Source organism: Streptomyces caelestis (assembly GCF_001279005.1).
In the GTDB taxonomy this organism is placed as follows: Bacteria; Actinomycetota; Actinomycetes; order Streptomycetales; family Streptomycetaceae; genus Streptomyces; species Streptomyces heliomycini.
This window is the reverse complement of record NZ_LGCN01000196.1, coordinates 208,982-230,738: the sequence shown is the minus strand read 5'-3', so window position 1 is coordinate 230,738 and position 21,757 is coordinate 208,982. Positions and strand designations below refer to the sequence as shown.

At 74.1% G+C, this 21,757-nt stretch carries 19 protein-coding genes; 9 read left to right on the top strand and 10 right to left on the bottom strand.

Going from position 1 to position 21,757, the window contains the following annotated elements:
• Window positions 1-314 precede the first annotated feature (314 nt).
• The 4 genes from ADK41_RS18900 to ADK41_RS18885 are packed head-to-tail and all read right to left on the bottom strand — an operon-like array spanning window position 315 to window position 3,615.
• Entirely contained in the window at window positions 315-734 is a 420-nt protein-coding gene (locus ADK41_RS18900; protein WP_030822761.1) for a PPOX class F420-dependent oxidoreductase, read from the bottom strand.
• Between the two features lie 32 nt (window positions 735-766).
• Window positions 767-1,711, bottom strand: coding sequence for an NAD(P)-dependent oxidoreductase (locus ADK41_RS18895; protein WP_380956604.1), 945 nt, complete (start codon window positions 1,709-1,711; stop codon window positions 767-769).
• Complete coding sequence (locus tag ADK41_RS18890) at window positions 1,686-2,927, bottom strand: ROK family protein (RefSeq protein ID WP_030822755.1); 1,242 nt, start codon at window positions 2,925-2,927, stop codon at window positions 1,686-1,688. Before ADK41_RS18890 ends, ADK41_RS18895 begins: the two co-directional genes overlap by 26 nt.
• 13 nt (window positions 2,928-2,940) lie before the next feature.
• Window positions 2,941-3,615, bottom strand: a complete 675-nt coding sequence (locus ADK41_RS18885; RefSeq protein ID WP_030822753.1) for an alpha-ketoglutarate-dependent dioxygenase AlkB family protein — start codon at window positions 3,613-3,615, stop codon at window positions 2,941-2,943.
• Between the two features lie 67 nt (window positions 3,616-3,682).
• Here ADK41_RS18885 and ADK41_RS18880 point away from each other — a divergent pair, with 67 nt between their 5' ends.
• On the top strand, window positions 3,683-4,816 hold the full coding sequence (locus tag ADK41_RS18880; RefSeq protein WP_030822750.1) for a methyltransferase: 1,134 nt from the start codon (window positions 3,683-3,685) through the stop codon (window positions 4,814-4,816).
• A 1-nt stretch (window position 4,817) separates the two neighbouring features.
• Here ADK41_RS18880 and ADK41_RS18875 read toward each other — a convergent pair whose 3' ends face one another.
• Both ADK41_RS18875 and ADK41_RS18870 read right to left on the bottom strand, forming a co-directional pair.
• Entirely contained in the window at window positions 4,818-5,684 is an 867-nt protein-coding gene (locus ADK41_RS18875) for a class II fructose-bisphosphate aldolase (RefSeq protein ID WP_030822747.1), read from the bottom strand.
• A 20-nt stretch (window positions 5,685-5,704) separates the two neighbouring features.
• The gene (locus ADK41_RS18870) at window positions 5,705-6,586 is read right to left on the bottom strand and encodes an SIS domain-containing protein (RefSeq protein ID WP_030822744.1); all 882 of its coding nucleotides are present in this window, start codon (window positions 6,584-6,586) and stop codon (window positions 5,705-5,707) included.
• A 125-nt stretch (window positions 6,587-6,711) separates the two neighbouring features.
• On the opposite strand from ADK41_RS18870, the gene ADK41_RS18865 reads away from it, so the two are divergent.
• Both ADK41_RS18865 and ADK41_RS18860 read left to right on the top strand, forming a co-directional pair.
• Window positions 6,712-7,491 carry a DeoR/GlpR family DNA-binding transcription regulator gene (locus tag ADK41_RS18865; RefSeq protein WP_030822741.1) on the top strand — a complete coding sequence of 260 codons (780 nt, stop codon included), beginning with the start codon at window positions 6,712-6,714 and terminating at the stop codon, window positions 7,489-7,491.
• Window positions 7,492-7,556: 65 nt separating this feature from the next.
• On the top strand, window positions 7,557-9,392 hold the full coding sequence (locus ADK41_RS18860; protein WP_030822738.1) for a glycoside hydrolase family 15 protein: 1,836 nt from the start codon (window positions 7,557-7,559) through the stop codon (window positions 9,390-9,392).
• Between the two features lie 6 nt (window positions 9,393-9,398).
• Here ADK41_RS18860 and ADK41_RS18855 read toward each other — a convergent pair whose 3' ends face one another.
• Window positions 9,399-10,346, bottom strand: a complete 948-nt coding sequence (locus tag ADK41_RS18855) for a hypothetical protein (RefSeq protein WP_030822735.1) — start codon at window positions 10,344-10,346, stop codon at window positions 9,399-9,401.
• Window positions 10,347-10,534: 188 nt separating this feature from the next.
• On the opposite strand from ADK41_RS18855, the gene ADK41_RS18850 reads away from it, so the two are divergent.
• Together ADK41_RS18850 and ADK41_RS18845 are read left to right on the top strand one after the other, a co-directional pair.
• Window positions 10,535-12,781, top strand: coding sequence for a heavy metal translocating P-type ATPase (locus tag ADK41_RS18850; protein WP_030822732.1), 2,247 nt, complete (start codon window positions 10,535-10,537; stop codon window positions 12,779-12,781).
• A gap of 85 nt (window positions 12,782-12,866) precedes the next feature.
• Window positions 12,867-13,538 carry a phosphatase PAP2 family protein gene (locus ADK41_RS18845; RefSeq protein WP_051843045.1) on the top strand — a complete coding sequence of 224 codons (672 nt, stop codon included), beginning with the start codon at window positions 12,867-12,869 and terminating at the stop codon, window positions 13,536-13,538.
• A 269-nt stretch (window positions 13,539-13,807) separates the two neighbouring features.
• Here ADK41_RS18845 and ADK41_RS18840 read toward each other — a convergent pair whose 3' ends face one another.
• From ADK41_RS18840 to ADK41_RS18830, 3 genes are all read right to left on the bottom strand, one after another.
• Window positions 13,808-14,740 (bottom strand): PmoA family protein, encoded by a 933-nt coding sequence (locus ADK41_RS18840; protein WP_030822728.1) that lies wholly within the window; start codon window positions 14,738-14,740, stop codon window positions 13,808-13,810.
• Window positions 14,740-15,852, bottom strand: a complete 1,113-nt coding sequence (locus ADK41_RS18835) for a Gfo/Idh/MocA family protein (RefSeq protein ID WP_030822725.1) — start codon at window positions 15,850-15,852, stop codon at window positions 14,740-14,742. Before ADK41_RS18835 ends, ADK41_RS18840 begins: the two co-directional genes overlap by 1 nt.
• A 152-nt stretch (window positions 15,853-16,004) precedes the next feature.
• The gene (locus tag ADK41_RS18830) at window positions 16,005-16,754 is read right to left on the bottom strand and encodes a response regulator (RefSeq protein WP_037803725.1); all 750 of its coding nucleotides are present in this window, start codon (window positions 16,752-16,754) and stop codon (window positions 16,005-16,007) included.
• A gap of 303 nt (window positions 16,755-17,057) precedes the next feature.
• Here ADK41_RS18830 and ADK41_RS18825 point away from each other — a divergent pair, with 303 nt between their 5' ends.
• The 4 genes from ADK41_RS18825 to ADK41_RS18810 all read left to right on the top strand — a co-directional run bounded on the left by ADK41_RS18825 (window position 17,058) and on the right by ADK41_RS18810 (window position 21,705).
• Window positions 17,058-18,041: a Bug family tripartite tricarboxylate transporter substrate binding protein gene (locus tag ADK41_RS18825; protein WP_030822719.1), complete on the top strand. Its 984-nt coding sequence runs from the start codon at window positions 17,058-17,060 to the stop codon at window positions 18,039-18,041.
• Entirely contained in the window at window positions 18,038-18,577 is a 540-nt protein-coding gene (locus ADK41_RS18820) for a tripartite tricarboxylate transporter TctB family protein (protein WP_030822717.1), read from the top strand. The genes ADK41_RS18825 and ADK41_RS18820 overlap by 4 nt, the downstream gene beginning before the upstream one ends.
• 1 nt (window position 18,578) lies before the next feature.
• The gene (locus ADK41_RS18815) at window positions 18,579-20,072 is read left to right on the top strand and encodes a tripartite tricarboxylate transporter permease (RefSeq protein WP_030822715.1); all 1,494 of its coding nucleotides are present in this window, start codon (window positions 18,579-18,581) and stop codon (window positions 20,070-20,072) included.
• A gap of 544 nt (window positions 20,073-20,616) precedes the next feature.
• On the top strand, window positions 20,617-21,705 hold the full coding sequence (locus tag ADK41_RS18810) for a GDSL-type esterase/lipase family protein (protein WP_030822712.1): 1,089 nt from the start codon (window positions 20,617-20,619) through the stop codon (window positions 21,703-21,705).
• Window positions 21,706-21,757: the final 52 nt, after the last annotated feature.

Genomic DNA, 21,757 nt, shown 5'->3' with positions numbered 1-21,757 from the left:
CTCGACGGTGCGGGCGGCCGGGGCGGCGCGGCGCTCGCCGCGGCCGCCGCGGACACCGCCCGCCGGGAGCCGGCGCGCTTCTCGTTCCGGGGACACGACGCGCCCGGGACGGACGCCGCGGTCTTCCGGGTGCCGCACGTGTCGGCACCCGGAGCGGAACCGGCTGCCCCGGGGGGCGTCAGTGGCGAGCGCGGTCCCCGCCGTCCCCGGCGCCGTGCCGCACGTGTCAGTCCCCGGGGCGCCCGTCCTGTCCGAGAACCCCGTCCGGGCCCTCGCCGTGGCCCGGCCCCGGGGGCCGGCCACGGAGCGGGCGGTCAGCCGGACTGGTCGCTGTCCTTCATCGCGCCCCAGCCGTGCCAGCGCTCGACCTCGAGCCGGCCGCTGACCCGCGTCCGCTCCCGGTCGGGGTACGGGTTGCCGGTGTAGTGCCGGGAGAGGCGGTCGATGTCGGCCAGGTCCTCGTCGTCGTAGATCTCGGTCACCCGGCCGAGCAGGGTGACATGGGTGTACCAGTCGTCGCCGGCCAGGACGGTGAGGGTGACGCGGGGGTCACGGCGGACGTGCTTCAGGCGCACCCGGCCCTCGTCGAAGTTGATCAGCGCGCGGCCGTCCTCCCACAGGTACCAGGTGGGGGTGGACACGGGCGCGCCGTCGGAGCGCAGCGTGGCCATGACGCAGGGGTTGGGCTTGCGCAGCAGTTCCTGCGCCTCGGGGGGAAGCGGGGGCTTGGACACTGCGGACTCCTTCGTGCTCGCGGCTCGGCCGATCAGGTGGTCGGGTCGTCGTCGAAACTGGCGTAGTAGGCGGCGGCCATGTCCTCGTCGCCGTGGCCCCGCGCGTCGGCCCGCTCGAACCGTTCGGCGCTCGCGGCGGCCACGTCCAGGCGGACCCCGTGCTGTTCACCGGCCCGCACGATCAGTCTGGCGTCCTTCGCCGCGGTCGTCACGGCGAACTGGGCCGGGGACAGCCGCCCGTCGAGGATCATCCCGGCCTTGGCGTGCAGGTAGCCCATGTCGAGCGGACCGCCGGCGATGAGGTCGAAGAAGCCGTCCGGTGCGACGTCGAGTGCCTTGGCCAGGGCCAGGGCCTCACCGGCGGCGGTGGTCGCGGCGAGCACCCAGCTGTTGGCGACCAGTTTCAGGCGGGTCGCCGCGGCCGTGGCGCCGTCCTCCCCCGCCCACACGGTGCGGGCGCCCACGGCGTCGAACACCGGGGTCACCCTGTCCCGGCCCTCGGCGGGGCCGGCCGCGAGCACGGTCAGCTGTCCGGTCTCGGCGGGCTGACGGGTGCCCAGGACCGGGGCGTCGTAGAAGAGCAGGCCGTGCTCGCGGGCGAAACCTGCCAGTTCGGCGACGCCCTCGATGCCCGCGGTGGTGGACTGCGCCCACACGGTCCCGTCGCGCAGGGCGGGGGCGGCCTGGCGCATCGTCTCCAGGGTGGCCGGGCCGTCGTACAGCATGGTCAGCACCACGTCGGCGGACTCGACCGCCTCGGCGGGGGTGCCGGCGATGCGCGCGCCGTCGGCGGCGAGCGGTTCGGCCTTGGCGCGGGTGCGGTTCCAGGCCCGTACGGTGTGCCCCGCGCGCAGGAGGCTGCGGGCCATCGCCGCGCCCATGATGCCGGTACCCAGGACGCTGACGGTGAGCTTGTCGGTCATGACGTCGCTTTCTGTCTGTCGGGCTGCTTCATCGCACCAGTGCCCCGAGAGGATCGTCCAGCACCGGCTGCCAGGCCAGTTCCGCCGCGCCGACCAGGCTGTTGTGGTCCAGGGTGCAGGGGAGGATGGGGACGCCGCCACTGCGGCCCCACAGGCTGCGGTCGGCGACGACGGCGCGGAGCCGGTCCGGGTCGGCCTCCAGCAGGGTGCGGTGCAGTCCGCCGAGGATGATCCGGTCCGGGTTGAGGATGTTCACCAGTCCGGCCAGACCGAGCCCGAGGCGGTCGATGAGGGACTCGGCGGCGGTGCGCACGGCCGGGTCGTCGTACTGGCCGTGGATCAGGTCGTCGGCCTGCTTCAGCAGGGACATCTCGGGGCCCGGCGCGCGGCCCGCCGCGGTGAGCAGGGCCAGCGGGTCCGCCTCGACGTCGAGACAGCCGCGGCTGCCGCAGTGGCAGGGGCGGCCCTCGGGGTTGACGGCGAGGTGGCCGACCTCCAGGGCGAGACCCGAACTGCCCGAGTGCAGGCGGCCGTCGAGCACCAGCGCGCCGCCCACACCGCGGTGGCCGGTGGCCACGCACAGCAGGTCGCGGGAGCCGCGCCCGGCACCGTGCCGGTGTTCGGCGAGGGCGGCGAGGTTGACGTCGTTGGCCGCGAAGGCGGGCCCGTCCAGGCCGGCCGCGCGCACCTGCTCGGCGAAGATCTCCCGCACCGGGGCGCCCGCGGGCCAGGCCAGGTGCAGGGGGTTGAGGGCGAGCCCCTCCGGTTCGGCCACCGCCGAGGGCACGGCGAGCCCGGCGCCCACGCACCGCCGTCCGGTCTCCTCCAGCAGCTCGGCGCCGGCCGCGACGACGGAGCCGAGCACCTTCGCCGGGTCGGCGTCGACGACCTCGCAGCCGGGCGCCGTGGCGACGATCCGGCCGCCGAGCCCGACCAGGGCCGCCCGGAAACCGTCGGAGTGCACCTGTGCGGCGAGCGCCACGGGCCCGTCCTCGGCGACCGAGAGCCGGTGCGAGGGGCGCCCCTGCGAACCGGCCGCCGCACCGGGCCGGGCGTCCACCCGGATCAGCCCGAGGGCCTCCAGTTCGGCGGCGACCGCACCGGCCGTCGCGCGGGTCACGCCCAGCTCCGCGGTGAGCACCGCACGGGTCGGCGCGCGTCCGGTGTGCACGAGCTCCAGCGCGGGTCCGAGCGCGCCGCGCCCCCGGTCCAGCCGCGTCCTCGAGGTGGTCCCTTCCCCCGCCGGCCGGGGGTCCGCCTTCCCGCTCATGCACGCGAGTCTGTCATGATCCGCACCCGGAGGCGGACCGCAGACCGCTGACCCTCAGCGTGATGTTCAGGCGGCCGGTCAGCCCCAACTCGGGCGGCGCCGTGCCCGCGTGCACCCGGGGAACGCCGTGGTGGGCGAGCCGGGAGGGCCCGCCGAAGACGAACAGGTCGCCGCTGCGCAGCTCCACGTCCGTCCAGGGGCGGGTCCGGGTCGCGGTGTTGCCGAAGCGGAAGACACAGGTGTCGCCGAGGCTCAGCGACACCACGGGCGCGTCCGCCTTCTCGTCGCCGTCACGGTGCATGCCCATGCGGGCGTCGCCGTCGTAGAAGTTGACGAGCGCGATGTCGTACGCGGCACCGCGCGCGGCGTCCGCGCCCAGCGCTTCGGTCACCGCGCGGCGGCCCAGCTCGCCGAGCCACGCGGGGAATGGTTTCACCGGCGCGCCGTCACCGTCGACCACGGTGCGGGCGTAGGCGTACGGATACCAGTGCCACCCGAGGCACACCTGCCGGGCGGTCATGGCGCCGCCGCCGGGCGTGCGGACCGTACGGAGTCCGGCGGGCGGCCGGGCCCAGTCACGACAGGCGTCCAGCAGCTCGCGCTGCTCCCGCGCGTTCAGCCAGTCCGGCACGTGCACCGCGCCGGGAGCGATCTCGCCGCGTGCCCTGGGGAACAGCTCGGTGTCCATGCCCCCATCCTGCCGGACGCGCCCTGAGCCGCGGCTGGGCTAGCCTGGTCGGACGATGAACGACCGTATGACGACTGCGTGGGGCGAGCCGGTGCTGGCCCGCTTCCCCGAGGACCCGCGGGACGGGCTGCGCGCCTGGGACGCGTCCGACGAGTATCTCCTCAGGCACCTCGCCGAACGGCGGGTCCCGCCGTCCGGCACGGTCGTGGTCGTCGGCGACCGCTGGGGGGCGCTGGTCACGGCGCTCGCCGCGCACCGGCCGACGCAGATCACCGACTCCTGGCTCGGGCAGGAGGCGACCCGCGCGAACCTGGCGCGCAACGGCGTCGCGCCGGGCACGGTCCGGCTGCTCACCACGCAGGACCCCCCGCCGGACCGGATCGACGTCCTGCTCGTCCGTGTGCCGAAGAGTCTGGCGCTGCTGGAGGACCAGCTGCTGCGGCTGGCGCCGGCGGTGCACGAGGACACGGTCGTCGTCGGCGCCGGCATGGTGAAGGAGATCCACACCTCGACGCTGGACCTCTTCGAGCGGATCCTCGGCCCGACCAGGACCTCGCTCGCCGAGAAGAAGGCGCGGCTGATCCTCTGCACGCCCGACCCCGCGCGGGAGCGTCCCGCGAACCCCTGGCCGTACCGCTACGCGCTGCCCGACGGCATCGGCCCGGTGTCGGGTGCGACGGTCGTCAACCACGCCGGCGTCTTCTGCGCCGACCGCCTCGACATCGGCACCCGGTTCTTCCTGAAGCACCTGCCCGCCGGCAAGGACGGCGGACGGGTGGTGGACCTGGGCTGCGGCAACGGCGTGGTCGGTACGGCGATGGCGCTGGCGGATCCGCGCGCCGAGGTGCTGTTCGTGGACGAGTCGTTCCAGGCGGTGGCGTCCGCGCGGGCCACGTACCGGGAGAACGACGTCCGCGGACAGGCCGAGTTCCGGGTCGGCGACGGCCTGTCGGGCGTACCGGCCGGCAGTGTCGACCTCGTGCTGAACAACCCGCCCTTCCACTCCCACCAGGCGACCACCGACGCCACGGCCTGGCGCATGTTCACCGGCGCCCGGCGCGCCCTGCGCCGGGGCGGCGAACTGTGGGTGGTCGGCAACCGCCACCTGGGGTACCACGTGAAGCTGCGACGGCTGTTCGGCAACAGCGAAGTGGTGGCGTCGGACCCGAAGTTCGTGGTCCTGAAGGCCGTGAGGCGCTGACTCAGGACGACGCCGGGACCGTGTCCAGCGCCCCGATGATCCCCGTCACCGCCCGTGCCATCGCCTCCCGGCCCACCGTGAGGTAGCCGCGGGAGTCGACCGCCTCGGGGTGGGCGGTGAGGAACTCCCGGATCGCGCCGGTCATGGCGATGTTCAGGGCGGTTCCCACGTTGACCTTGGTGATGCCGCCCGTGACCGCCGCGGCGAGTTCGTGGTCGGGGAGGCCGGAGGAACCGTGCAGGACGAGGGGGACGTCCAGGGTGGCGGCCAGCCGTCGGAGGAGGGCGTGGTCGAGGGCGGCGGTGCGGGTGGTCATGGCGTGGGTGGTGCCGACGGCGACGGCCAGCGCGTCCACGCCGGAGTCGGCGACGAAGGCGCGGGCCCGGTCGGGGTCGGTACGGGCGCCCGGGGCGTGGGCATCCGGCGCGCCCTGCCCGCCCTTGCCGCCGATCTCCCCCAGCTCCGCCTCGATCCAGAGTCCTCGGGCGTGCGCCCAGTCGACGGCGGCCCGGGTCGCGGCGAGGTTGTCGGCATAGGGCAGCCGGGCCGCGTCGTACATCACGGAGCCGAATCCGGCGTCCGGGGCCTGGCGCAGCAGGGCGTCGCTCCGGACGTGGTCGAGGTGCAGGGCGACGGGGACGGCGGCGTGTTCGGCGGCGGCCGCGGCGGCGCGGGCGAGCGGGAGCAGCCGGCCGCGGCGGAACCTGACGGCGTTCTCGCTGACCTGGAGGACGACGGGGGCGTTCGCCGACTCGGCGCCGGCGATGACGGCCTCGACGTGTTCGAGGGTGATGACGTTGAACGAGGCGACCGCCGAGCGGTGGACGGCGGCGCGGGTGACGAGCTCGCCGGTGGTGGTGAGGGGCACGGTCCGTCCTTTCCGACGGGTCAGGGCGCGAGGACGACCGAGCGGGTGAGGTGACGGGGCCGGTCGGGGTCCAGGCCGCGGGCCGCGGCGACGGCGACCGCGAGCCGCTGGACGCGGACGAGTTCGGCGAGCGGGTCGAGGGCGCCCTCGATCCACAGTCCGCCGGTGTCCCGCACCTGCCGGGCCAGCCCGTGCGGGGCGTCGCCGAGCATCCAGGCGGCGGTGCCGGAGGTGGTGACGCTGATGGGTCCGTGCCGGTACTCCATCGCCGGGTAGGCCTCCGTCCAGGCGAGGGCCGCCTCGCGCATCTTCAGTGCGGCCTCGTTGGCCAGGCCGACGGTCCAGCCGCGGCCGAGGAAGGTGAACTGGGCGCCGTCCACCAGCCCTTCGGGCAGCGGATCGCGCAGGGCCGTGCGCCCGTCCTCGACGACCTCTTCGGTGTGCAGGCCCAGGTGGGCACGGAGCAGGGTGAGGGCCGTGGTGGCGAACCGGGTCTGGACGACGGAGCGTTCGTCCGCGTAGTCGAGGACGACCGTCTCGTCGGCGAGCGACACCACGGGGGCGGCCGGATCGGCGGTGACCGCGGTGGTACGCGTACCGCCCCTCAACCGGCCCAGCAGGTCGAGGACTTCGGTGGTGGTGCCGGAACGGGTGAGGGCGACGACGTGGTCGTAGGCCCGGTGCCGCGGGAACTCGGAGGCGGCGAAGGCGTCGCTCTCGCCCCGGCCCGCGTCCTCGCGCAGGGCCGCGACCGCCTGCGCCATGAAGTACGACGTCCCGCAGCCGACCACCGCGACCCGCTCCCCGGGCGCCGGGAGGACCGGGACGTGGGACGCGGCCTGCGCGGCGGCGCGGCTCCAGCACTCGGGCTGGCTGCCCAGTTCGTCCTCGACATGGGTCATGTCGCACCCCCGAAGGCTCGGTGATTGTTCTTGCAAGATTGAGCGAGGTTTCGAGCAGAATCAAGCATTCGGTCGAAGGTCGGGTGCGTTAGGGTCGCCGGAGACCACGGGAGACGGGAGGGCGGATGTCGCGGGACGCCCGCTGGAAGGCCCTGCTGGAGCTGCTCGTCGAGCGCGGCCGGCTGGACGTCGAGGAGGCGGCCGGAGAGCTGGCGGTGTCGCCCGCGACGATCCGGCGCGACTTCGACCGGCTCGCCGAACAGCAGATGCTGGTGCGCACCCGTGGCGGCGCGGTGGTGCACGGGGTGTCGTACGAGCTGCCGCTGCGCTACAAGACCGCGCGGCACGCCTCCGAGAAGCAGCGCGTCGCGAGGGCGGTGGCGGGTCTCGTCGCGCCGGGCGAGGCGGTCGGGCTGACCGGCGGCACGACCACCACGGAGGTGGCGCGGGCGCTGGCCGTGCGCGGGGACCTCGCCGCGGGGTCGCCCGTGCTGACCGTGGTGACGAACGCGCTGAACATCGCCAACGAGCTGGTCGTACGGCCCCAGTTCAAGATCGTGCTGACCGGCGGGGTGGCGCGGGCCCAGTCGTACGAGCTGGTCGGGCCGCTCGCGGACGGGGTGCTGGGGCAGATCACCCTCGATGTGACGGTGCTCGGTGTCGTCGCCTTCGACGCCGTGCACGGGGCGGCGGCCCACGACGAGGCGGAGGCGGCGGTCGACCGGCTGCTGTGCGAGCGGGCCGAGCGGGTGATCGTGGCCGCCGACTCCAGCAAACTGGGCCGGCGCGCGTTCGCCCGGATCTGCGCGGCCGAGCAGGTGGACGCCCTGGTCACGGACGCGGGCGCGGACCCGGAGACGGTACGCCGCTTCGAGGAGGCGGGACTGCGGGTCGTGCTGGCCTGAGCCGGCCGGGCCGAAGCTGCCTAAGCTGGCAGGTGAGCACGGCGTGCCGGCCCAGGGAGGCTGCGATGGACGGGGCGACCAAGGAGCGGGACGGGGCCCGCGCGCGCCGGTACGTGCCGATCGCCGACCACGGGCTGATCGGCGACATGCGCAGTGTGGCGCTGGTGGGGACCGAGGGCACCATCGACTGGTACTGCTGCCCGTCCTTCGACTCACCGAGCGTGTTCGGCGCGATCCTGGACGCCGAGCAGGGCGGCTGCTTCGAGCTGGCGGCGTCCGCGCCGGCCCGCACCAAGCAGTTCTACTTCCCCGACACCAACGTTCTGATCACCCGGTTCTTCACCGAGGACGGGGTCGGCGAGGTGCAGGACTTCATGCCGGTCGGCGGCACGCCGGCCGAGGAGGCCCGGCACCGGCTGATCCGGCGGGTGCTGTGCGTACGCGGCTCCGTGCCCTTCCGGGCGCTGGTGGCGCCGCGGTTCGCGTACGGTTCCCGGCCGCACACCGTGCGGCTGACCGGCGGCATCGCGGTCTTCGACTCGGAGGAGCTGTCCCTGGCGCTCACCGCGACCGTCCCGACGGAGACCGACGGGACGGACGTACGGGCCGAGTTCAAGCTGGCCGAGGGCGAGACGGCGGTCCTCGCCCTGGACCGGGTCGGCGCTGAGGTGGCCCCGGACCACTGCGAGTGCGGGGAGGCGGAGCGGCAGTTCGGTGCGACGGTGGCGTACTGGAGGCGGTGGCTGTCCTCCTCCCGGTACCGGGGCCGCTGGCGGGAGATGGTGCACCGCTCCGCCCTCACCCTGAAGCTGCTCACCTACGCGCCGACCGGGGCGATCGTGGCGGCGCCGACGACCAGCCTGCCCGAGGAGCTCGGCGGGGAACGCAACTGGGACTACCGGTACGTGTGGGTGCGCGACGCGGCGTTCTGCGTGTACGCGCTGCTGCGGCTGGGCTTCACCGAGGAGGCCGAGGCGTTCATGGGGTTCGTCTCCCGGCACATCAGCCCCGGCGACCGCAAGCCCTCCGGCCCGCTGCAGATCATGTACGGCATTGACGGCCGCACCGACCTCCCCGAGCGCGAACTGGCCCATCTGGAGGGCCACTGCGGCTCGGCGCCGGTCCGCGTCGGCAACGCGGCGGCCGACCAGCTGCAACTGGACGTCTACGGGGCGCTGATCGACTCCATCTACCTCTACGACAAGTGGGCCGAGCCCATCTCCAGCGAGCAGTGGGACCATGTGACGGCGCTGGTGGACTGGGTGTGCGCGCACTGGAACCAGCCCGACGAGGGGGTCTGGGAGACCCGCGGCGGGCGGAAGAACTTCCTGTACTCGCGCCTGATGTGCTGGGTGGCGATCGAGCGGGCCATCCGGATGGCCAACCGGCGCGGCCTGCCCGCCGATCTCCCCCACTGGCAGTCGAGCCGCGACGCCGTCTACCGGCGGATCATGGACCGCGGCTGGTGCGCGTCGCGCCGGGCCTTCGTGCAGCACGAGGACGGGGAGGTGCTGGACGCGGCGATCCTGATGATGCCGCTGGCGAAGTTCATCGCGCCGACCGACCCGAAGTGGCTGTCGACGCTCGACTCCCTCGCCGAGGACCTGGTGTCCGACTCGCTGGTCTACCGCTACGACCCGCTGGTGAGCCCCGACGGACTGCACGGCGCCGAGGGCACGTTCTCCATCTGCTCGTTCTGGTACGTCGAGGCGCTGACCCGCGCCGGGCGGCTCGACGAGGCGGCCCTCGCCTTCGAGAAGATGCTGACCTACGGCAACCATCTCGGTTTGTACGCCGAGGAGATCGGTCACACCGGGGAGCAACAGGGGAACTTCCCGCAGGCGTTCACCCACCTCGCCCTGATCAGCGCCGCGTTCAACCTGGACCGCGCCCTGGGCTGAGTGCGCTCAGTGCCCGTGGCCGTCGGAGTGCTCCGGCGCCGGCGGGGCCGCCTCCTCCGCCGCTCCGGCGTGGACCGTGAACGCGGCGGTACGGACGACGCCGTCGTGCTTGAAGTCCAGGAACAGCCGGTAGTCGCCGCTGCTGGGCGCCGTGGCCGTGAAGGAGACCGCCGGGCCGGGCCCGGTCCTCCCGTCGCCGGGTGCGCCGGTCGGGTGGACGTGCAGGTAGGCGAGGTCCCCGGCGCGCAGGGCGACCAGGTGGCCGTAGGCGCCGAGGTAGGGCTGGAGGTCGGTGACGGGCTTCCCCCCGTGCGAGACCGACAGGCTCAGTTCGCTCGCCCGCCCGGGGCGCAGGGCCCCGGCCAGCTCGACCTCGTAGCCGTCGACACGGGCCGTGCCGACGGCCCGCGGCAGCTCCTGCGGCCGGTAGGGACCGGAGGCGGCGAGGTCCGCCCCGAGCGTGAGGTCGCGCGCGCCCTCGGCAGCCGGGGTGAAGTCGGCGAAGACCCGGTAGCCGCCGGCGCGGGGCAGGTCGACGGGGGTGGTCCAGGTGCCGTCGGCGGCGCGGGTGGGGTGCAGGTGGCGGTAGGTGAGCAGGTCGCGCGAGGCGACGATGAGGTGGAGCTCCTTGTCGTGTTCGCGGCGGTACTCGGTGACCGCCCGGCCGTGGTCGTCCCGGACGGCGAAGCGCAGCTCGGTGCGGTGCCCGGCGGTGACGCGCGGGGTCCGCAGATCGAGCCGGTAGCCGCTCTCGGAGATCTGGAGCCCTCCCGCCGGCGGCGTGTCGTGCCCCGCGTGACCGTCCGCCTCCGTCGAGGGCGGGGTGTGCCGCTCGTCGTGCGCCGGCGCCCGGTCCGCGACGACCGGATCAAGGCTCTCCCCGACGCCGTAGGCCGTGCCGAAGGCGGCGGCCAGGGCGGCGGCGAACGCGGTGATCTTCAGTCCGGTGTTCATGACCGTCTCTCCTCGGAAAGGGGGCCGGCGGCTCGCCACGAGCCGCTCGATACAGCTCAAGATACCCCCACGGGGTATGAAGTCAACTCATGGAATCCTTGCCACACATACCCGCCCGGGGTATACATGGATCACTCGCCCCGATACCCCTGCCCCGTATCCGTCACCCATCTGTTCCAGGAGCAGCCATGACCGTCCGTACAGCGGGCGCCGACATCGCCGAGGTGGAACTCGCCATCGGCGGGATGACCTGCGCCTCGTGCGCCGCGCGGATCGAGAAGAAGCTCAACCGGATGGAGGGGGTCGCCGCCACCGTCAACTACGCCACCGAGAAGGCCAGGGTCAGCTACGGCGGCGAGACCACCGTGGCCGACCTGATCGCCACCGTCGAGGCCACCGGATACACGGCCGAGCGGCCCGCACCATCCGACGAGCCCTCCCGGAAGGAGGACGACTCCGGCGAACTCCGGCCGCTCGGACGGCGACTGGTCACGGCAACCGCACTGGCGGCGCCCGTCGTGGCGATGGCCATGGTCCCCGCCCTGCAGTTCGAGTACTGGCAGTGGCTGTCGCTGACCCTGGCCGCTCCGGTCGTGACGTACGCGGCGTGGCCCTTCCACAAGGCCGCCTTCACCAACGCCCGGCACGGCGCGGCCACCATGGACACGCTGGTCTCGGTCGGCACGTCGGCGGCGTTCCTGTGGTCGCTGTGGGCGCTGTTCCTCGGCACCGCGGGCACACCGGGCATGACGCACCCGTTCGAGCTGACCATCGCCCGCGGCGACGGCGCCGGGAACATCTACCTGGAGGCCGCCGCCGGCGTGACCGCCTTCGTCCTGGCCGGGCGGTACTTCGAGGCGCGCGCCAAGCGGAAGGCCGGCGCGGCGCTGAGGGCACTGCTCGAACTGGGCGCGAAGGACGTCGCCTTACTGACCCCCGACGGAGGGGAGAAGACGGTTCCCGTGGCCGAGTTGCGCACGGGCGACCGCTTCCTGGTGCGCCCCGGCGAGAAGATCGCGACCGACGGGACCGTCGTCGAGGGTTCCTCCGCGGTGGACGCGTCGATGCTCACCGGTGAGTCGGTGCCGGTGGAGGTGGCCGTCGGCGATCCGGTCACCGGGGCCACGGTCAACGTGGACGGACGGCTGGTCGTGGAGGCCACACGGGTCGGGGCCGACACCCGGCTGGCGCGCACGGCACGGCTGGTGGAGGACGCGCAGAACGGCAAGGCCGCAGCCCAGCGGCTCGCCGACCGCGTCTCCGCCGTCTTCGTCCCCGTCGTCATCGCCCTGGCGCTGGGCACCCTGGGCTTCTGGCTCGGCAACGGCGCCGGACCGACGGCCGCGTTCACCGCCGCCGTGGCGGTCCTGATCATCGCCTGCCCCTGCGCCCTCGGACTCGCCACCCCCACCGCCCTGCTGGTCGGCACCGGACGCGGCGCCCAGCTCGGCATCCTCATCAAGGGTCCCGAGGTCCTGGAGTCCACCCGCCGCGTCGACACGGTGGTCCTGGACAAGACCGGCACGGTGACCACGGGCCGGATGACCCTGCTGGCCGTGCATCCGGCCGACGGCGTCGACGAGACCGAAGTGCTGCGGCTCGCGGGCGCGTTGGAGCACTCCTCGGAGCACCCGATCGCACGGGCCGTCGCCGACGGCGCACGGGAGAAGCTGGGCGAGCTGCCCGTACCGGAGGACTTCGCGGGCGTCCCCGGCCTCGGCGTCCAGGGCGTCGTCGACGGACACGCGGTCCTCGTCGGCCGGGACCGGCTGCTGCGGGAGTGGTCCCTGGAACTGCCCGAGGACCTGGCCCGGGCCGTGGAGCGGGCGGAGCGGGCCGGACACACCGCGGTCCTGGCCGCGTGGGACGGTACGGCGCGCGCCGTGCTGGAGATCGCCGACGCCGTGAAGGAGACGAGCCCCGAGGCGATCCGCCGGCTCCGCGCGCTCGGTCTGCGGCCCATCCTCCTGACCGGGGACAACGAGGCGGTGGCCCGGACCGTCGCCCGCGAGGTCGGCGTCGAGGACGTCATCGCCGAGGTGCTGCCGCAGGACAAGGTGGACGTGGTCAAGCGGCTTCAGACGGAGGGCCGTTCGGTCGCCATGGTCGGCGACGGGGTCAACGACGCGGCGGCGCTCGCCCAGGCCGACCTGGGCCTGGCCATGGGCACCGGCACGGACGCCGCGATCGAGGCCGGCGACCTCACCCTCGTCCGAGGGGACCTGCGTGCCGCGGCGGACGCCGTCCGGCTCGCCCGACGCACCCTGGGCACCATCCGGTCCAACCTGTTCTGGGCCTTCGCCTACAACGTCGCCGCCCTGCCGCTCGCCGCGGCCGGACTGCTCAACCCGATGCTCGCCGGGGCGGCCATGGCCTTCTCCTCGGTCTTCGTGGTCGGCAACTCGCTGCGCCTGCGTACTTTCCGGGCCGGCTGACCGGGGTGGGCGCGTCCGTGCGGATGGATCATGCGTACCGTGGGCACCTGGTGATTCGCCCACGATGACACCGCGGGAGAGACAGATGAGCGAGCCGCCCACCACCGACCAGGACGTCAGCCGTCCGCTCACCAGGCACGTACCGCCCGCCGACGGACTGCGCAGGGTCGCCGCCGCGGTCCTCGGCGACCTCAGAGCGGTGGACGGCGCCCTGTACGCGGCGGTCGCCGCCACGCCGACGCCGACGCTCGACCGGGCGTTGCGCAGGCTGTCCCACACGGCCGACCACTCCAAGATCTCGTTCGCCGTCGCCGGGGTCCTCGCGCTGAGCGGGGCACGGCCGCGGCGGGCGGCGCTGGCGGGGGTGGGGGCGGTCGCCGTGGCGTCGGCGTCGGCGAACCTGCTGGGGAAGCGGCTGGTGCGCAGGGCGCGGCCGGACCGGGAGGCCGCGCGGGTGACCGTGGACCGGCACGTGCCCATGCCGACGTCGGCGTCGTTCCCCTCGGGGCACACGGCGTCGGCGGTCGCGTTCGCCACGGCGGTCGGGACGGTGCTGCCCGCGGCGTCCGTGCCGCTGGGGGCGCTCGCGTGTGCGGTGGGGTACTCGCGGGTGCACACCGGTGTGCACTATCCGGGCGATGTGGCCGCCGGGGCGATCCTGGGCATCGCCAGCGCCGCCACCGCGCTGGCCGTGGGGGCGGCCCGGCTTCCGGCGTCGTACGCACCGCACCGGATGCGGCTCCTGCGCCGGCCGTGACCCGCGGACGCCGGTGACGGGGGCGGTGCGCCGTCCCGTCGGCCGTGTTCCCGCGCCCGCGGGCTCAGCCCGGACGAGCGATGACCTGTCCGACGACGGAGCAGCGCCTCTCGCACTGCGGACAGGTCGCCTCGCCGAAGACATGGGTCAGGGCACGCGCCACGTCCTCGTGGCCGTCCGCCAGGGCCGGCCCGTGGAGGCGGCGGCCTCCCCGTCGTAGGCGTCGAGATGCGAGAGACCGACCGCGCCGGGAAGCGGAGCGGGGCCGCTCACCACGGCAGACCGTCCAGGTGCGCCTCCACCCGCTCCCGGTCCCACGCGCCGTCCGCGACCACGATCCGGTAGCGGTACGAGAAGGACTCCCCCGGCGGCAGCGCGAACTCCTCGAAGAACGCCCAGGAGAACGCCACCGACGGTATGGGCTGCGCGCGCACGAACCAGTGCGACGGGTGGACGGCGCTCCCGTCGAGGTTCTCCGGCGCGTGGGCGAAGACGAGCGTGGAGTGAGCGTCGTGCTCGTCGTGTTCGGCGCTGAACGAGAGCCACGGCCCCTGCGTGCCCATGAGTTTCCCGGCCTCCGCACCTGCGCCCGCGCCGACGTCCGGCACGAGGACCGTGCCTCCCGTGAAGTCGCGCGGCCCGCGCCACTGCAGCCCGGTGTAGCCGGCCATCTCACGGCCGGCGGTGGTGGGTGAACCGAACTCCAGCGCCACGTCACGCAGGTTCGTGAGCCGGATCGACCAGTCCAGCACCCAGGCCCCGGCCTCCTCGTCCACCGAGTGGACGCTCAGTCCGCGCTCCTCGCGCGCCCACTCGGCGCCGCCGTTCTCCACCCACGTCAGGTCCTCGGCGCAGTCGAACCTGTCGCCCCCGGCCCCGAAGGCGGAGAACCCGTCGTGCCGCATCGATCCGATGCGCTCGGGCAGCGGCAGATAACCCCGCCCGTGCACGTACGAGTTACCGCCCCAGAAGTTCTGTCCCGACAGGTGGCTGGCCGTCATCTGCAGCCCCTTGTGCCAGCGGTGGTCGTTCGGCCGGTACCCGGTGACCGTGCGCCCGCCCAGCGTCCGCACCGGATGGGCGTACGGTTTCCGGGACTCGAACGCCTCGGGATCGGGCCGGTAGACGTACCGCAGGATCTCCGTGCCCCCGGCGGCCACCACCACGGCCTCGCCGATCTCATGAGTGACGCGGATGCTCATCAGTGCTCCTCGGGCGCCCAGTCGGGGTGACCGCCGTGCATGGCCGCGTGGAACGGATCACCGGGGCCGATCTCCCCGGCCCGCACCGGCAGCCCGGTGAACGCGGCCTTGTAGAGGGCGGCGGCGAACTCGAGCGTGCTCCGCGCCTCCGGTCCGCTCCCCGGCGGCCGGGTGCCGGCGTCGTAGGCATCGAGCAGGGCCCCCAGCTGCGCGGTGTGCGAACTGGGCACGTCCTGTGCGGGCGTACGCCACGCCTCGGCGCGCTCGGCGGGGACGTGCCGGGCCGGGGTGTAGCTCCAGTCGCCGTTGGAATGCCCGTACAGGTGGGTGAGTTCGACCGTCGCGTCCGCGCAGTCGACGCGGACGCGGCTCACCTCGTCCGGTGAGAGCACGCTGTTGACGACGGTCGCGAGCGCACCGCCGCGGAAGCGGACCAGGGCGGTGGAGACGTCCTCCCCCTCGGTGTCGTGGACGAGGCGCGCCGCCATGGCCCGTATCTCCTCCCACTCCCCCAGCAGGTGCAGCAGCAGGTCGAACTGGTGGATGCCGTGCCCCATCGTCGGCCCGCCGCCCTCGGTGGCCCAGCGTCCGCGCCAGGGCACGGAGTAGTACGCGGCGTCCCGGTGCCAGGTGGTCTGGCAGTGCGCGACCAGCGGGGCGCCCAGCTCACCGCCGCGGATCAGTTCGCGGGCGTGGACGGCGCCGGAGCCGTAGCGGTGCTGGAAGACCACGGACGCGTACGCCCCCGATGCCTCCTCGGCGGCCGCGATGTCGTCGTACTCGGCGAGCGACAGGCACAGCGGCTTCTCGCACAGCACCCAGGCGCCGGCCTTGAGCGCGGCCACCGTCTGCTCCCGGTGGAGCGACGGCGGGGTCCCGATCAGCACCAGGTCCGGCCGTACGGCGTCCAGCATCGCGCCCATCGAGGTGAATCCGGCGACCCGTCCCCCCGCGGACGCGCGGAAGGCGTCGAGCCGGCCCTGGTCCACGTCGACGGCGGCGACCAGTTCGGTGCGGTCGGCGTGGTCGCGCAGCGCGGGCAGGTGGCCTTCGCTGACGATGGCGCCGGTGCCCACGACGGCGACACGGCGGCGGACGGGGGGCAAGGACATGCGGCGCTCCTCGGAACGACGGCGTAGGCAGGCCGGAAAGCGTTAGAAAGCGCTTTCCCTCACCGTCGACCCTAGGCCCGCCCGCCGACGGGAACAACCCCGGACCCCGTATTCGGGACCGCCCGGAACCGAAATCCGGCTCCGGACCACCCCTACGCCCGCGCCCCGTCCCCCGACCGCGGTCCCCCGCCCCGCCCCAGGAACCGGTACCGCCGCTCGGGCCGCCCCGTCGCCCCGTACCGCAGCGACACCTCCGCGGCGCCCACGGTGTGGAAGTACTCCAGGTACCGGCGGGCGCTGACCCGCGAGACCCCGGTCAGGGCGGCGCACTCGGTGGCCGACAGGGTGCCGTCGCTTTCGCGCAGGGTGCGCTCGACCAGCCCGGCGGTCTCCGCGCTCATGCCCTTGGGCAGCCCCGGGCGCACCGGCCCCGCCGCCCCGGCCAGCACCCGGTCGACGTCCGCCTGACCGCGGACCACCGTGTCGAGCAGCCGGCCGCGCCGGCCGGCGTAACGCTCCAGCCGCCCCCGCAGGTCCTCGAAGTCGAACGGCTTGAGCAGATAGTCGACGACCCCGTGCCGGACCGCGCCGCGCACCGCGTCCGCCTCCCGGGCGGCGCTGATGACCATCACGTCGCAGTCGTGCCCGGCGGCCCGCAGCCGGGCGACGACGTCGAGACCGAACAGATCGGGCAGGTACAGGTCGAGCAGCACCAGATCGGGACGGAGTTCGTCCACGGCGGCGATCGCCTGCTCACCGGTCCCCGCGACGCCCACGACCCGGAACACGTCGAGGCGTTCGACGTAGGCACGGTGCACCCGGGCCACCCGGAAGTCGTCGTCGACCACGAGCACACCGATCGCGTCGACGGCCGCGGACCGCCCGTCCCGCGTGCTGCTCATCGCTTCCGCCCCTTCCGCCACCGCGCCGGTGAGGTGACCGCGGCCGCCCGGGCGGCGGCCGTCCCCTCCGGCGGCCGCGACGCAGCGCCGCGCGGGCGCCGGAACCGCCCATCATGGCCCCCACCTGCGGCCGGGGAAAGGGACGTGCACCACCGGCACACCCGCGCTGACGCAATGACCACAACCTCCATTGGTTCCGCAAGCGCGACAGTCCGGCGGCGCGCGGGCACCATGTGGCCCGCGTCACCCTCCCCGCGGGGCCTGACGTGATCCCAGACGACCGACCGACAGGTGGTGGCACTCGTGCGCCTGCGCACACCCCTCGCCCTGCTCGGGGCCGCCGTACTCGTGCTCGTGGGCCCGCCGCTGCTCACGACCGGCGACGGCGCCGAGACCGGCACACAGATCCCGGGCCTGCGCCTCATGGTTCCCAACTCGCCCGGCGGCGGCTACGACATCACGGCCCGCACGGCCGCGAGGAACGCCGAGGACGCCGGACTCACCCATACCGTCGAGGTGTTCAACCTGCCCGGCGCCGGCGGCACCGTGGGCCTGAGCCGGCTGGTGAGCGAGCACGGCAACGGCAGGCTCGCCATGTCGATGGGCCTGGGCGTGGTCGGCGCCGTCCGCTCCAACGACGCGCCGAAGACCCTCGCGGACACCACCCCGATCGCCCGGCTCACCGAGGAGCAGGACGTCGTCGTGGTCGGGAAGGACTCCCCGTACGCGACGATCGACGATCTGATCGGCGCCTGGAAGGAGAACCCCGGAAAACTCCCGGTGGGCGGCGGCTCCTCCCCCGGCGGGCCCGACCACCTCGCGCCGATGCTGATGGCGCGGGCCGCCGGGATCCCCCCGGAGCAGGTCAACTACATCCCCTTCGACGGCGGCGGCGAACTGCTCGCCTCGATCCTCGGCGGCAAGGTCGCCTTCGGCGTCTCCGGTGTCGGTGAGTACCTCGACCAGATCACGTCCGGCGAGCTGCGCCTGCTCGCGGTCACCGGCCCGGAGCGGGTCGCCGGCCTCGACGCGCCCACGCTCGAGGAGGCGGGCTACGACGTGCGCTTCACCAACTGGCGCGGCATCGTCGCCCCGCCCGGCCTCACCGACGCCGAGCGCGACAAGCTCGTGCGCCTGGTGCGGGAACTGCACGCCTCGGACGAGTGGCGGGAGTCGATGGAGCGCAACGGCTGGGACGACGCCTTCCTGGCCGGCGAGGAGTTCGGCGCGTTCCTGGACGCGGAGGACAAGCGCGTGGTCTCGGTGCTGAAGGAGCTCGGACTGTGACGACACCGGACACCGGCACCTCCCCGGAGCCCGCCGCCGAGCGGCGCTCCTGGCTCCGCGACCACTCCGAACTCGGCGTCTGCGTCCTGCTGCTGGCGCTCGGCGTACTCGTCCTGACCGACGCCCTCACCATGGACGTCGACATCGCCCAGCGCGGGCCCGTCGGCCCGCGGACCGTGCCGGTCGTGGTCGGCGCCGGCCTGCTCGTCGTCGCCGCCCTGCTCGCGGTGGACGTCCTGCGCGGCGGCCGGGGCCAGGCCGAGACCGGCGAGGACGTCGACCTGTCCGAACCCGCCGACTGGCGCACGGTACTGCTGCTGACCGGGGTGTTCCTCGGCGCCGCCGTCCTCATCGAGCCGCTCGGCTTCCCGGTCGCGGGCGCGCTGCTCTTCTGGGGCGCGGCCTTCGCGCTCGGCAGCCGCAGAGCCGACCGCGATCCGCTGATCGCGGCGGTGCTCTCCTTCGTCACCTACGCCGTGTTCGACCACCTGCTCGGAGTGCCGCTGCCCGGCGGTCCGCTGATGGGAGTGCTGTGACGTGAACGCCCTCGACTCCCTCATGGACGGCTTCGGTACGGCCCTCACCCCGCTCAACCTGCTCTGGGCCGCCGTGGGCGTGCTGCTCGGCACGGCGATCGGGGTGCTGCCCGGCATCGGTCCGGCGATGGCGGTGGCGCTGCTGCTGCCGGTGACGTACGGACTCGACCCGACCGGCGCGTTCATCATGTTCGCCGGGATCTACTACGGCGCGATGTTCGGCGGTTCGACGACCTCGATCCTGCTGAACACGCCCGGGGAGAGCGCGGCGGTGGTCGCGGCCATGGAGGGCAACCCCATGGCCAAGTCGGGGCGCGGCGCCCAGGCCCTCGCGGCCGCCGCCATCGGGCACTTCGCGGGCGGCATGGTCGGCACGCTCCTGCTGGTCGCGCTGGCCCCGACGGTCGCCGACCTGGCGGTGGACATCGGCGCCCCGGACTACTTCGCCATCATGGTGCTGGCGTTCATCGCCGTGACGTCGGTGCTGGGTTCGTCCCGGATCCGGGGCATGGCCTCGCTGCTGATCGGTCTGACGATCGGTCTGGTGGGTCTGGACCGGATGACCGGCCAGCAGCGGCTGACGTTCGGCTCGCTGCAACTCGCCGACGGCGTCGACGTGGTGATCGTCGCGGTGGGCCTGTTCGCCATCGGTGAGGCGCTCTGGGTCGCCGCGCATCTGCGGCGCCGGCCGCCGGACCCGATCCCGGTGGGCCGGCCCTGGCTGGGCCGTGCCGATGTGCGGCGCACCTGGAAGTCCTGGGTGCGCGGTCCGTTCATCGGCTTCCCGTTCGGCGCGATCCCGGCGGGCGGCGCGGAGATCCCGACCTTCCTGTCGTACGTCACGGAGAAGCGGCTGTCGAAGCACAAGGACGAGTGGGGCAAGGGCGCCATCGAGGGCGTCGCGGGCCCGGAGTCGGCGGCGTCGGCCTCGGCGGCGGGCACGCTGGTGTCGATGCTGACCCTGGGCCTGCCGACCACGGCGGTCGCCGCGGTGATGCTGGCCGCGTTCCAGCAGTACGGCATCCAGCCCGGCCCGCTGCTCTTCGAGCGCGAACCGGACTTGGTGTGGGGCCTGATCGCCTCGCTGTTCGTCGGCATGGTGCTGCTGCTCGCCCTCAACCTGCCGCTGGCCCCGGTGTGGGCGAAGCTGCTGCGCATCCCGCGGCCGTACCTCTACGCCGGGATCATGTTCTTCGCGGCGGTGGGCGCGTACGCGGTCGGCGGCGAGGTGATCGACCTGGTGATCCTGCTGGTCATCGGTCTGATCGGCTTCGGCATGCGGCGGTACGGGCTGCCGGTGCTGCCCGCCGTCATCGGCGTCATCCTCGGCCCGGCCGCCGAACAGCAGCTGCGCCGCGCCCTGCAGATCAGCGACGGCAGCGTCACGGGGCTGGCCGACACGCCGTTCTCGGTGATCGTTTACGCGGTCGTCGTGCTGCTGCTGGCCTGGCCGCTGGTGCGCAAGGCGCTGCCCCGGAAGGGCGCCGGGGCCTGACCGCTCGCGGGTTCCGCCCGTCGGGGCGCGCGTGCCCCGACGGGCGGGCACGGATCACACCGGCCGGTGCGCCCGCGGTACGTCGGCTCCGCCCACGGCACGGGACGCACGACCACGGCCCCGAGGGCGGGTCCGGCCTGCGGGCGACCCGCTGAGCCGGACGGCCGCGGCGGGCCTCGGCGGCATGGGCCGCCAGGCCGGCCTCGAGGGCGCCGGGCCCTACGCGCTCCCGGACCTGCTCCGGATCGCCGGGGAGGGCGCCCTCGTACCGCGCACGGCGCCCCTGGGCGACGGCACGATGCTCCCGGCGGTACCCACCCGGCTCCCCGCCGCGGCACCGCAGGACCGGCCCGGCCCGCGACGAACCCGGCCGTACGGTGGTCGCGGCCCGCCCGTCCACCACGGCGAGCGGGCGGGCCGGAGGGCGAGGTCCGGCCCTTCGCGGGCACCGACCTCGACCCCACCTCTTGACGCGTCAATGACAACAATGGCTTGATGTCCTGCATGGGAGCGCTCCCACATCCTCTACGGAAGGGGAACAACCATGCGCGGCATCCTCCCCCTGCGCTTACGCACGCTTCCGCTCCTCGGCCTGCTGGCCGCCCTGCTCCTCCTCGGACCGGCCCCCGCACCGACCGCGGCGGCCTCGCCGGCGGCGGCCGACCCGGTGCGCGTCATGCCGCTCGGCGACTCGATCACCGGGTCGCCGGGCTGCTGGCGGGCCCTGCTGTGGAACCGGCTGCTGGACGCCGGACACACGGACATCGACTTCGTCGGCACCCTGCCCGCACAGGGCTGCGGCGTGGCCCACGACGGGGACAACGAAGGGCACGGCGGCGAACTGGTCACCAACGTGGCGGACCGGAACCTGCTCCCCGCGCGGCTGGCGGCGACACTGCCGGACATCGTTGTCATGCACTTCGGCACGAACGACGTCTGGAGCAACGTCTCCCCCGACCGCATCCTCGCCGCCTACACCAGGCTCGTGGGGCAGATGCGGGAGTCCAACCCGGACATGCGGGTCCTCGTCGCCCGGATCATCCCGATGAACCCCAGCACCTGCGCCGCCTGTGCCCAGCGCGTGGTCGACTTCAACGCCCGGATCCCCGCGTGGGCCGCGGCGACGAGCACCGACCGCTCCCCGGTGACCGTGGTCGACCAGTGGACGGGGTTCGACACGGCCACCGACACCTACGACGGCGTCCACCCGAACGCCGCCGGCAACGAGAAGATCGCCGCGCGCTGGTTCCCGGCCCTGGCCGCGCTCCTGGAGGCGGGCGTCCCCGGCGACCCGGACGACCCGGAGGAGCCCGGCGACGCCGGCTGCACCGCGTCCTTCCGGGCGGTCTCCGGCTGGCAGGGCGGGTACCAGGCCGAGGTGACGGTGCGCAACACCTCCGCCGCCCCCGTCACGGGCTGGACGGTGACGGTCGTACCGGCCGACGGCGCCCGGGTGAGCCAGGTCTGGAACGGCACCCTCGGCACGTCCGCCGACGGCACGGCCACCGTCACCAACGCGCAGTGGAACGGGACCCTGGCGCCCGGGGCCAGTGCCGCCTTCGGCCTCATCGCCACCGCCCCGGCAACCTCCACCGCCCCGGCGGCGACCGTCGACTGCACGGCCACCTCCTGACGCACGGCACGGACCACCGCACGGCGCACAGAGCAACCGCACGGCACGGACA